Here is an 11,391-nt window from a genome sequence, read left to right on the forward strand (position 1 = left end):
ACCTGCTGACTCGGGTAAGCCGACCTTCTGATCGGGTAGGGCAGCCTTCCGACTGGTCTCAGAGTGGTCGTTAGGCCTCCGCGCTCGACGACGTCGTCGCACAGCTCGCAGCCGCCGTCGCCGAGATCGGCTGAGGCTCGCCCCTCAGCCAGCGGGTCGGGCGGCCGCTGCGGCTTGTGCCGCTGGCCTGGCCGCCGCGAGCACCCGCTCGACCGCGCGCGCGTCGTGCGCAGCCGAGACGAACCACGCCTCGTACACGCTCGGCGGCAGCGAGACGCCGTGCTCGAGCATCGCGTGAAAGTACGGACCGAAGCGGAACACGTCTTGCGCCTGCGCCTCGGCGTAGTTCTGCGGCGCCGAGTCGCGGAAGAAGATCGAGAACTGCGAGCCCGCCCACGCGACGGTGTGCGCGACGCCCTCCGCCGAGAGCGCCGACGACAGCCCGTCGGCGATCGTGCGCGCGACGCGCGGCAGGTGCTCGTAGACCTCGGGGCCCGCGCCGCGCAGCATCGCGGCGCCCGTCGCGACGGCGACCGGGTTCCCGCTGAGAGTGCCCGCCTGGTAGACCGGGCCGAGCGGCGCGAGCAGGTCGAGGATCTCGGCTCGGCCGCCGAGGCCCGCGAGCGGCAGGCCTCCGCCGATGATCTTGCCGAACGTGGTCAGGTCGGCGTCGTACGGAACGCCCTCACGCTCCTCGAGCCCCCACCAGCCGGCGGCCGTCGAGCGGAATCCCGTCATGACCTCGTCGGCGATGAGCAGTGCGCCGTGCGCGTGCGCGGTGTCGGCGAGCAGCCTGTTGAAGCCCGGCTTCGGAGGCACGACGCCCATGTTGGCGGCGGCGGCCTCGGTGATGACCGCGGCGATGCGATCGCCGTGGGCCGCGAAGACCTCGGCCAGGGCATCCTCGTCGTTGTAGGGGATGACGATCGTCTGGGCGGCCGTCTCGGGGGTGATGCCCGCCGAGCCGGGGATGCCGAGCGTCGCGATGCCCGAGCCCGCCTCCGACAGCAGCGAGTCGGAGTGCCCGTGGTAGTGCCCCGCGAACTTGACGAGCAGCGGCCGGCCGGTCGCGCCGCGCGCGAGGCGGATGGCCGTCATGGTCGCCTCGGTGCCGGTCGACACGAGGCGCAGCTTCTCGATGCCGCGGCGCTCGGTGCCGGCCAGCGCAGTGCCGTCGGCCGCGGTCAGTGTGAGGCGGTCGAGCACGAGCTCGGCGAGCTCGACCTCGCCGGTCGATGCGGCGCCGAATCCGAGTCCGCGATCGACGGCCGCGTGGGCGGCGGCGATGACGTCGGGATGCGCGTGGCCGAGCAGCGCAGGACCCCACTGCCCCACGAGGTCGACGTACTCGGTGCCCTCGACGTCGGTCACGTACGGCCCGTGTCCGCTCGCGAGGAACACCGGCGTGCCACCGACCGAGCGGAACGCGCGCACGGGCGAGTTGACGCCGCCGGGGGTGACGACGAGCGCGCGCTCGAAGGCCTCGGCGTTGGTCGTGGGGGTGCGGCCCGAGATGAAGCGGGTCATGATATGAGTCCCTTCTCGGCAAGGTCGAGCGCCGCATAGCTGAGCACGGCGTCGGCGCCTGCTCGGCGGATCGAGGTGAGCGCCTCGAGCTGCGCGCGGTCGCCCTCGATCCAGCCGTTCTGCGCAGCGGCGGCGATCATCGCGTACTCGCCCGAGACCATGTACGCCCAGACGGGCACGGTCGAGACGTCGGCGACCTGCCGCAGCACGTCGAGGTAGGCGAGCGCGGGCTTGACCATGACGATGTCGGCGCCCTCATCGAGGTCGAGCAGCGCCTCGCGCAGCCCCTCGCGCCCGTTGCCGGGGTCGAGCTGGTACGTGCGGCGGTCGCCCTGCAGCTGCGACTCGACCGCGTCGCGGAACGGCCCGTAGAAGGCCGAGGCGTACTTCGCCGAGTAGGCGAGCAGGGCGACGTCGGTGAAGCCGGCCTCGTCGAGGGCGGTGCGGGCGACGGCTGTCTGGCCGTCCATCATTCCGCTCAAACCCAGCACCTGGGCGCCTGCCTGCGCCTGCGCGACGGCCATGTCGGCGTAGCGCTCGAGGGTGGCGTCGTTGTCGACGCGGCCACGGGCATCCAGCACGCCGCAGTGGCCGTGGTCGGTGAACTCGTCGAGGCAGAGGTCGGTCTGCACCACGAGGGCGTCGCCGACCTCGGCGGCGAGCGCGCGGGCGGCGACGTTGAGGATGCCGTCGGGGTCGGTCGCTCCCGACCCGATCGCGTCGCGCACCGCGGGAACTCCGAAGAGCATGACGCCGCCGAGCCCCGCCTCGGCCGCGCGCACGGCGATCGCGCGCAGGCTGTCGAGCGAGTGCTGCTCGACGCCCGGCATCGAGGCGATGGGCTGCGCGGCGTCGGCGCCCTCGCGCACGAAGAGCGGCAGCACGAGGTGACGCGGGCGCAGATCGGTCTCGCCGACGAGGCGGCGCATCGCGGCGCTCTGCCGCAGACGGCGGGGGCGGATGCTCGGGCCGAGATCGCTCATCGGTCGCCTCCCAGGGGCGCGAGTGCTGCGGCCCCGTTCGCGAGCAGCTCGTCGGCGACGCGCGCGGCGAGATCCTCGGCCGGGTCGTCGGCGTCGTCGATGTAGAGCGCGTGGGCGGCCGAGACCTGCTCGCCCTCGGGCGAGTACACGCGCGCGGCGAGGAACATCATGTCGCCGTCGATGAACGCGTGGGCGCCGAGCGGGGCGGAGCAGCCGGCCTCGAGCCGGCGGAGCACGGCGCGCTCGGCCTCGACCGCGAGCCGGGTCGAGCGGTGATCGAGTGCGAGGAGCGCCTTCTTGAGCGGGCCGCTGAGATCGCGACGCGTCTCGATCGCGAGGCATCCCTGCCCGGGTGCCGTCGGCCATCCGTCGATGCCCAAGAACTCGGTGACGACGTCGAGCCGGTCGAGGCGCTCGAGCCCCGCGGCGGCGAGGATGACGGCGTCGAGGTCGGGGGTCATGGCGTCGACGGGCGAGCCGTCTGCGGCGACTCCGGCCTCGCGGCCGAGCACGCGCGCGAGACGCGTGTCGACGTTGCCGCGCAGCTCGACGACCTCGAGCTCGGGGAACCGGCGGCGCAGCTGCGCCTGCCGGCGCGGCGAGCCCGTGCCGACGCGAGCGCCCGCGGGCAGATCGGCGAGGGCGACCCCGTCGCGCACGATGGCCGCATCACGGGCATCGGCGCGCTTGGGCATCGCGGCGACGAGAAGGCCCGGGTGCGGGGTCGTCGGGAGGTCCTTGAGCGAGTGGACGACGACGTCGCACTCCTCGGCGAGGAGCGACTCGCGCACGGCGGCGACGAACACCCCGACTCCGCCCATCGATGCAAGCGGTGCGGTCGAGACGTCACCGTGGGTCGTGATGCGGACGAGCTCGACCTCCTCGCCCGTGCGGGCCGCGATCGAGTCGGCGACGCGCTGCGACTGCGCGAGGGCGAGTGCGCTGCCGCGCGTGCCGAGCCGGATCACGGCTGCAGACCCGAGATGGCGGGCTTGAAGCCCGCGCGCACGTTCTCGCAGCAGCCGGGGCGGCACACGTCGTACCAGGGGCCGAGGGTCGTCTCGCGCACGCGCTCGTTCTTCGCGGCGCCGCGCAGCCGCTCTTCGACGAGGTCGATGAGGCCGCTCACGTAGACGGGGTCGACGCCGGGGGTCGGCACGCGCAGGGCGCGCAGACCGTGCTCCTCGCACGTCTCCATCGCCTCGGTGTCGAGATCCCACATGACCTCCATGTGGTCGCTCACGAAGCCGACGGGCACCATGACGATCGCGGTCGCACCGGCGGCCGCGTGGTCGGCGATCGCGTCGTTGATGTCGGGCTCGAGCCACGGCTGCGTCGGGGGGCCCGAGCGGCTCTGGTAGACGAGCTGCCAGTCGACGTCGGGGATGTCCGCGCCCTCCGACCGCAGCTCGGCGAGCGCCTTCGCCATGATGACCTCGCTCACCGCCAGGTGCTGCGCGGCGTACGCTCCGCCCTCGCCCCAGTCGACGTCGCGCGGCCCGCTGCGCTCGGCGTCCGAGGTCGGGATGCTGTGGGTCGCGAACAGGACGCGGGTCGTCGCGAGGTCGGCGCCCTCCGCGAGGAGCGTGCGCAGGGCATCCACGACACCGGTCACGAACGGGGCGACGAAGCCGGGCGAATCGAAGAACTGGCCCACCTTGTCGATGCGCACCTGGCCCCAGAGGCCCGTGGCGTCGAGGGCCTTCGCGAAGTCCTCGCGGTACTGGCGGCAGCTCGAGAAGCTCGAGTAGGCGCTCGTCGCGAGACCCAGGATCGTGCGGTGGCCGTCGTCGAAGGCCTGCTGGAGGGCCTCAGGGAGGTAGGGATCCCAGTTGCGGTTGCCCCAGTAGATCGGGATGCCCAGCCCACGGCGGTCGGCCTCGGCCTGGAGCGCCGCCTGCAGCTGGCGGTTCTGCTCGTTGATCGGGCTCACCCCGCCGAAGTGGCGGTAGTGGTGCGCGACCTCCTCAAGGCGCTCGTCGGGGATGCCCCGGCCGCGCGTGACGTTGCGGAGGAACGGGATGACGTCGTCCTGCCCCTCGGGGCCGCCGAAGCCGGCGAGGATGACGGCGTCGTAGGCGACGCCCTCCTCGACGTGGCCGGGGACGGCGTACTTCTGGGCGGTGTCGGTCGCCGCGCGGGCGAACTGCTCGCCCTCGAAGCGGCCATCGGTCAGGTCGACGACGACGGCGAGGCCGTCGGGTCCGAGTCCGTTGGTGATCGTCATCGAATGACCTCCATGATCTGGGCATCGAGCTCGGCGTCGTCGAGGCGGCGACCGGTGTAGAAGGGGACCTCTTCGCGCACGTGGCGGCGCGCCTCGGTGTAGCGCAGGTCGCGCATCATGTCGACGAGGTCGAGCAGCTCGTCGCTCTCGAGGCCGAGCAGCCACTCGTAGTCGCCGAGCGCGAAGCTCGCGACCGTGTTGGCGAGCACGCCCGTGAACGCGCTGCCCTTGCGGCCGTGCTCGGCGAGCATGTCGCGGCGCTCCTCCTCGGGCAGCAGGTACCACTCGTACGAGCGCACGAAGGGGTACACGCAGAGCCACTGCTTGGGCTCCTTGCCGTACATGAACGCGGGGGCGTGGCTGCGGCTGAACTCGGCCTGCACGTGGACGCCCATCGCGTTCCACGTCGGCAGGAGGCTGCTCAGCAGGGCGCTGCGGCGCAGGGTGCGCACTGCGGACTGGATCTTCTCGGGGTCGGGCCCGTGCAGCCACAGCATGATGTCGGCGTCGGATCGCAGCCCGCTCACGTCGTAGACGCCGCGCACGGTGACGCCGTCGGCGGTCACGGCGGCGACGGCCTCCTGCACGCCGCCGCCCGTCGCGGGGCGGTGCGGGTCGCGCCGCAGCACGACGTAGACGGTGTAGGCGAGCTGATCGCTCACGATGCTGTCCTTTCGGTGGATGCCTCGGGGTCGGTTCTGCTGTCGGCCTCCGCCTCGGGGGCGGGCGGGCCGATGATCTCGGCGAGTCGGTGGGCGTGGTCGATGACGCTCGCGAGGCCGGTGCCCGACACCTGCTCACCGGTGATCGGGATGCCCGGCGCGGCCTCGAAGCGGCCCGCGCGCAGCCACGTGGTCGCCTCGGTCGCGACGACCGCGGTCTCGGGGATGCTCACGCCGAGCAGCAGCTCGGCGTCGCGCCGCGCGGTCTCGGCGGTCGGCGCGCTCTCGTAGCTGAGCCGCACGACCTCGCGCCCGGCGGCCGCCTCTCGCACCCACGCCCACTTGGCGCTCACGTGCGTGAGGGCGCGCGCGGTGACGTCGGTGCCGCGCGCGACGAGCACGCCCGTGCCGCGCGGGTTCTCGGCGAGCGCACGGGCGGTGTCGGTGCCGGCCTCGATCACGAGCGTCATGAGGTGGGTGGCGGTGCGGGTCGCGGCCCGGCCGTCGGCGGGGGTCACGAGGCCGGGCGCCGCGACGACGACGAGGCCCTCGCGGATCTCGCCCTCGGGCTCGACGTCCTCGTCGGCGTCCGTGCGGGCGGGCGCGCCCGCGGCGTCCGGATCGACGGCGAGCACGACGCGGTCGGCGTGCACCTCGGCGACGCGCACGCCGTACTCGATCGGAACGCCGTAGCGGTCGAGCTCGGCGAGGAGCGTGTCCACGAGCATCCCCATGCCGCCGTCGAGGCCCGCGACGAGCGAGCCGGCGGGGGCGTCGGTCCGCAGCCGCGCGACGGCGCGAGCGAGCGAGTTCTCGCGCAGGAGGTGGTGCACGAGCCCGGGCGCGACGCTCACGGGGAGGTCGTCGGGGTGCTTCGAGTGGATCCCCTCGACGACGGGGGCCACGAGCCGCTCGAGGATGCCGTCGCCCATGCGCCGCCGGACGAGCTCGCCGAGCGTGGTCGACTTCGCGCCGACGGGGCCGGGGAGCAGGGCATCCGTCATGCCGCGCCAGGCAGCCTTGCGGCCCACGACCGCGACGACGTCCTCGGCGAGCGGCGCCGACGGGATGCCCAGCAGGCTCACCGCGGGCAGCGGCACGGTCGTGCCCGTGCGGGCGTGCAGCCACGCGGGCGCGTCGAGCGGCGCGACGACGCGGTCGGCGAGACCGAGGCGCTCGAGGTAGGCGCGCACGGTGCCGCCGCGCGTCGCGAAGGCCTCGGCCCCCGCATCGAGAGGGATGCCCGCGATCGTCTTCTGCAGGAGCTGGCCGCCGGCGCGCGGCTCCGCCTCGAGCACGCGCACGCGGTGGCCCTGCAGCACGAGCTCGCGCGCCACCACGAGGCCCGCGATGCCGGCGCCGACGACGAGGGTCTCGCGCATCAGTCGGGCAGCTCTCCGTGGATGTACCGCACGAGGCCGGTCAGCACGTCGGGGTCGGTCTCGGGCGGGACGCCGTGGCCGAGGTTCACGACGTGGGCGGGGGCGGCGTGGCCGGCGTCGAGCACCGCGTCGACGTGCGCTGTGAGGGTCGGCCGGCGAGCGCCGAGGAAGGCGGGGTCGATGTTGCCCTGCAGCGGGAAGCGACCGCCGAGCATCGCGTTCGCCTCGTCGAGCGGCAGGCGCCAGTCGATGCCGATCGCGTCGACGCCGAGGTTGGCGATGTCGGGGAGGATGCGCTCGGTGCCGAGACCGAAGTGCACCTTCGGCACGTCGAGCCCGCGCAGGTGGCTGAAGGCGCGCTTCGAGTGCGGAGCGACGCGGCGCAGGTAGTCGTTCTGCGAGACCGAGCCGATCCACGAGTCGAAGAGCTGCGCGGCGCTCGCACCCGCCTCGATCTGCGCCTTCAGGAACTCGCCCGTGATGTCGGCGCACCAGTTGAGCAGGGTCGCCCAGGTCTGCGGGTCGCTGTGCATGAGAGCGCGGGCGCGCATCTGGTCCTTCGACGGGCCGCCCTCGACGAGGTAGGCCGCCAGCGTGAAGGGCGCTCCGGCGAAGCCGATGAGGGGGGTGGTGCCGAGCTCGGCGACCGTCATCGCGACGGCCTCGCGCACGGGGTCGAGGGCGGCGGGATCGATCGGTCGCAGTTTGAGGACGTCGCTCGCGGTGCGGACGGGCTCGTCGATCACCGGCCCGCGACCGCCGACGATGCGCACGTCGACGCCCGCGAGCAGCACGGGCACGACGATGTCGCTGAAGAAGATGCCTGCGTCGACGCCGTGGCGCCGCACCGGCTGGAGGGTGATCTCGCTCGCCATCTCGGGCGTGAGGCACGCCTGCAGCATGTCGCCGCCGGCCCGCAGCTCGCGGTACTCGGGCAGGGAGCGGCCAGCCTGGCGCATGAACCAGACGGGGGTGCGCTCAGGGCGGTCGCCGCGGTACGCGCGGATGAGCGGAGCGTTCGCCGTGCGACCGTCGACGAGAGGATGGGAGGGGCTCAACGGCACCCGTCCAGGATAGGCGCTGGAATCCGAGAGTCCTCCCGGCCGGATGGGGCCTTCCGACCCTGCAGGACACCCAGGCTGCGCGCCGTAGAATCGTCCAGTGCTCCTGTGCGTCACCGCCAATCACCGCAACACGCCGTTCGAGGTCCTCGAACGGCTCGCGGTCGACGCCGAGGCCCTCACGGGAGCCGTCCGCGGCTCCGACCCCGCCGTCCGCGGCGCCATCACCGTCGCGACGTGCAATCGCCTCGAGGTCTACCTCGACGTCGACGCCCCCGCCGACGCGACGCCGGAGGACGCCCACGCGATCGCGCGCGACTCCGTCTCCCGCGCCCTCCGCTCCTTGAGCGCGGATGCCCTGCACGAGATCTCCGCGACCGCCGAGGTCCTCGACTCCCCCGCCGCCGTGCACCACCTCTTCGCCGTCTCGGCCGGGCTCGAGTCGGTCGCCGTGGGCGAGGAGGAGATCGCCGGGCAGGTGCGCCGAGCCGCTCAGGCGGCGCGCGCGAGCGGAGCATCCACCGGTCGCCTCGATCGTGTCTTCCAGGAGGCGATCCGCACCGCTCGGGCCGCGCGCGCGCAGGGCGATGCGAGCCGCACGGGTCGCAGTCTCGCGCGCCTCGCGCTCGACCTCGTCGGCAGCCGCCTCGCCGACTGGAGCTCGGCGCGCGTCGTGCTCGTCGGCACGGGCCGCTACGCCGCGACGACCGTTGCCGCGCTGCGCGACCGCGGCGCCGAGCACATCACCGTCTACTCGCCCAGCGGGCGCGCGCAGGTCTTCGGCACGCGGCACGGCCTCGCCTGGACGAACGACCTCACGACCGCGATGGCGGGGGCGGACGTCGTCATCACGTGCACCACGCGGCTGAGCCTGGCCGCTGCCGACGTGCCCGCCGAGGCCCCCGCGTACGTCGTCGACCTCGGTCTGCCGCGCAACGTCGACGCCGCCGTCGGTGAGATCGAGGGCGTGACGCTGCTCGACCTCGAGACCATCCGGCTGCATGCGCCGCTCGTGCACTGGTCGGCGGAGGAGGAGGCCCGGAGCGTCGTCGCCGAGTCGGCCCACGCCTACGTGACGGCGGCCGCGGTCGAGCCATCGATCGTCGCCCTGCGCCAGCACGTGCTCGGGCTCGTCGACGAGGAGATCGAGCGCGCGCGGCGCCGCGGCGACGCGGATGGTCGCGTCGAGGAGGCGCTGCGCCACCTCACGAGCGTGTTCCTGCACACGCCGTCGACGCTCGCCCGCCGCCACGCGGTCGCCGGGCGCGGGGTCGATGTCGCGGCCGCGATCGAGACGCTGTTCGGGATCCCGGTCGCGCGGCCCGCGACGGCCGCGGGATCGCTCGCGTCGCCCGTCGCGCCGACAGTCGCCGCGCCGGTCACTGCGGAGCACGACGAGCTCGGCTCGGCCGCCTCGGCCTAGCCGCGCCGGATCGGGCGCGGATCAGGCGGTGACGCGCTCGAGCATCGAGAGCAGCGCTAGGCCGTAGGCCTCAGGAGCCGAGACGCTCGCGAAGGCCGCCTCGGCGTCGTCCGCGCCGCGGAGCACCACGCGGTAGTCGTCGCCATCGCGCTCGAGGCGCACGAAGGCCGCGCGCAGCAGGTCGCGGAGCTGATCCTCGCGGGGCAGCCAGAGCGCGTCGTCGAGAGCGACGGAGTCGAGCGCCCACTCGGTCGTGCCGTTGAAGCCGAGGACGGTGCCGGTCGAGTACTCGTGCGGCTCGATGGTGAGGTCACTGACGGTGAAGACCTCCGCGTCGAACTCGGAGCGGTCGATCTGGAAGCGGTCGCCCGAGGCGGGCTTCCAGCGCAGCCCCGCGTCACGCAGCAGGCGGGCGAGGGAAGTGCTGATCACGCCGCGATGCTGACACGCAGAACCGGGTGCCGCCTGAGCGGCACCCGGTTCAGTGGTGCGTATCCGAGCAGGTACTAGCCCTGGATTCGGACAGCCTCCCGGCGACGAGCGACCACGAGACCGGTGCCGGCCATCATGATCAGGATCGCGATGACGCCCAGTCCACCGAGCGCGTTGGACGCGCCCGTGATGGCCAGGGTCGGCAGGCAGTCCTCAGCAGCAGCGAAGACGAGGTTCCACAGCGTGCGCTGGTCCTCATCGCTCCAGCCGAAGCCCGTCGGGAACTCCTCGCTGGCGGGCTCGAGGCTCGCAACGATGGTCGGAGTCGACCCGATGGCCGCCGTGTACTTCGTGTTGCCCTCGACCACGACGCCGTCGACGGTCCAGATCACTCCGGGCTCGTTCGTCAGCGTGTAGCTGCCGGGGTTGCCGAGGCAGTCGGCCTGCGTCCACGTCACCGACGCGGTCGTGACGGGCGCCGTGGGCAGGCAGTCCTCGTCGAACGCGTAGGTGTACTCGAACGCCTCGTAGCCCTCGGCGAGGAGGTAGCCCTCATCGGGGGTCGCGGTGACCGTGATCGTGTCGAACGGCGTGGCCTCGTAGGTGACCGAGTCGCCCTCGCCGAAGCTCACCGGGAGCTCCAGTCCGTTGACCGTCCGCGTGTAGGTCACGCCCTCGACGTCAGTGATCGTGTACGACTGCTCGAAGCAGTCATCGACCACGACGATCGGGGGCACGATGACCTCGGGGCACAGCTCCTCGTTCGGGCCGTCGAGCGTTCCCGTGAAGGTCAACACCGTCCCGTCCTCGGATACCGTGCGACCCTCGACCGGCTCGTCCGTCTGGAAGAACTGGGTGTCCTCCCCGATGGTGACGAACACGACCTCGTAGTCGAGCCCGTCGTACATCACGCTGTCGAGCGCGGCGAGCTCGGAGTCGAACACGAAGTTCTCCTCGTCGAGCGACTGCGGGTCGAGGCACGTGGCGTCGATGAACGCGATGGAGGCATCCGTGATCGGCAGCACGCAGCCGTCGCCATCGGGGTCGGCGGCCTCGAGCGTTCCGGAGAACGTCCTCGTGGTGCCGTCCTCGCTGACGCCGTCGAGCGACGTGTCGAAGCGGTAGCCGTAGTCGGCCGTGAAGACGACCTCGTACTCGCGGGTCTCGGCGTTGTAGACCGTGATCTCGTATTCGGCGTTCTCCGACGTGAATCCGTCCTCATCGAGCGTCGAGTCGAAGAAGCAGTCCGCGTCGGTCACGGCGATCGCTGCGACAGCCTCGAGGCAGAGCTCCGTGTTCGGGCCAGCGAGGTCGCCGGTCACGGTCAGGGACTGCTGGTCACCGGCGAACCGGTAGCCCTCGTTCGCGGTGAACTCGATCTCGTACGTGCCCGACTCCGAGCCATCGTCGATGACCTCGATCGTCGCGTTCTCGGCGTCGATGCCCTCCACGTCCAGGCTCTCGCCCAGCTCGCAGGTGGCGTCGATGACCGGTGCGACGTAGGTCGCCTCGAGGCAGAGCTCGGGGTCACGGTCGGCGAGATCGCCCGAGATCGTGAGCGTCGTCTGGTCACCGGCGAACCGGAAGCCCTCCAGCGCCGTGAACTCGACCTCGTAGCTGCCCGACTCAGATCCGTCGTCGATGACCTCGAAGGTCGCGTTGACGCCGGAGATGTTCTCCAGGTCCACGCTCGC

At 72.6% G+C, this 11,391-nt stretch carries 10 protein-coding genes; 1 reads left to right on the forward strand and 9 read right to left on the reverse strand.

Annotated features, from left to right (window positions below; translation table 11 throughout):
* Positions 1-144: 144 nt before the first annotated feature.
* From Q7T15_RS03415 to hemE, 7 genes are read right to left on the reverse strand one after another with little or no spacing between them, the layout of a single operon-like run.
* The gene (locus Q7T15_RS03415; protein ID WP_304693285.1) at positions 145-1,527 is read right to left on the reverse strand and encodes a glutamate-1-semialdehyde 2,1-aminomutase; all 1,383 of its coding nucleotides are present in this window, start codon (positions 1,525-1,527) and stop codon (positions 145-147) included.
* Positions 1,524-2,510, reverse strand: coding sequence for a porphobilinogen synthase (gene hemB / locus Q7T15_RS03420; RefSeq protein ID WP_304693287.1), 987 nt, complete (start codon positions 2,508-2,510; stop codon positions 1,524-1,526). Before hemB ends, Q7T15_RS03415 begins: the two co-directional genes overlap by 4 nt.
* Positions 2,507-3,478 carry a hydroxymethylbilane synthase gene (hemC, locus tag Q7T15_RS03425; protein ID WP_304693289.1) on the reverse strand — a complete coding sequence of 324 codons (972 nt, stop codon included), beginning with the start codon at positions 3,476-3,478 and terminating at the stop codon, positions 2,507-2,509. The genes hemB and hemC overlap by 4 nt, the downstream gene beginning before the upstream one ends.
* Positions 3,475-4,737: a ferrochelatase gene (locus tag Q7T15_RS03430; protein WP_304693291.1), complete on the reverse strand. Its 1,263-nt coding sequence runs from the start codon at positions 4,735-4,737 to the stop codon at positions 3,475-3,477. Before Q7T15_RS03430 ends, hemC begins: the two co-directional genes overlap by 4 nt.
* A complete protein-coding gene (hemQ, locus tag Q7T15_RS03435) occupies positions 4,734-5,399 on the reverse strand; it encodes a hydrogen peroxide-dependent heme synthase (protein WP_370689085.1) in 666 nt (221 codons plus the stop codon). Before hemQ ends, Q7T15_RS03430 begins: the two co-directional genes overlap by 4 nt.
* On the reverse strand, positions 5,396-6,781 hold the full coding sequence (locus Q7T15_RS03440) for an NAD(P)/FAD-dependent oxidoreductase (protein WP_304693293.1): 1,386 nt from the start codon (positions 6,779-6,781) through the stop codon (positions 5,396-5,398). The genes hemQ and Q7T15_RS03440 overlap by 4 nt, the downstream gene beginning before the upstream one ends.
* Positions 6,781-7,845, reverse strand: coding sequence for a uroporphyrinogen decarboxylase (hemE, locus tag Q7T15_RS03445; RefSeq protein ID WP_304693295.1), 1,065 nt, complete (start codon positions 7,843-7,845; stop codon positions 6,781-6,783). Before hemE ends, Q7T15_RS03440 begins: the two co-directional genes overlap by 1 nt.
* A 97-nt stretch (positions 7,846-7,942) precedes the next feature.
* Between hemE and Q7T15_RS03450 the strand changes: the two genes are divergently transcribed.
* The gene (locus Q7T15_RS03450) at positions 7,943-9,265 is read left to right on the forward strand and encodes a glutamyl-tRNA reductase (protein WP_304693297.1); all 1,323 of its coding nucleotides are present in this window, start codon (positions 7,943-7,945) and stop codon (positions 9,263-9,265) included.
* A gap of 21 nt (positions 9,266-9,286) precedes the next feature.
* Here the strand turns inward: Q7T15_RS03450 and Q7T15_RS03455 are convergent, their stop codons facing one another.
* Both Q7T15_RS03455 and Q7T15_RS03460 read right to left on the reverse strand, forming a co-directional pair.
* Positions 9,287-9,697 carry a pilus assembly protein CpaE gene (locus Q7T15_RS03455; RefSeq protein ID WP_304693299.1) on the reverse strand — a complete coding sequence of 137 codons (411 nt, stop codon included), beginning with the start codon at positions 9,695-9,697 and terminating at the stop codon, positions 9,287-9,289.
* A 74-nt stretch (positions 9,698-9,771) separates the two neighbouring features.
* The coding region (locus Q7T15_RS03460; protein ID WP_304693301.1) for a hypothetical protein at positions 9,772-11,391 on the reverse strand (1,620 nt) is incomplete at its 5' end.

Source organism: Microcella sp. (assembly GCF_030645145.1).
Lineage (GTDB): Bacteria > Actinomycetota > Actinomycetes > Actinomycetales > Microbacteriaceae > Microcella.

Coding starts and splice junctions, on each gene's coding strand:
- Q7T15_RS03430 (WP_304693291.1), bottom strand. CDS start 4,737: ATGACGATCACCAACGGACTCGGACCCGACGGCCTCGCCGTCGTCGTC.
- Q7T15_RS03415 (WP_304693285.1), bottom strand. CDS start 1,527: ATGACCCGCTTCATCTCGGGCCGCACCCCCACGACCAACGCCGAGGCC.
- Q7T15_RS03440 (WP_304693293.1), bottom strand. CDS start 6,781: ATGCGCGAGACCCTCGTCGTCGGCGCCGGCATCGCGGGCCTCGTGGTG.
- hemB (WP_304693287.1), bottom strand. CDS start 2,510: ATGAGCGATCTCGGCCCGAGCATCCGCCCCCGCCGTCTGCGGCAGAGC.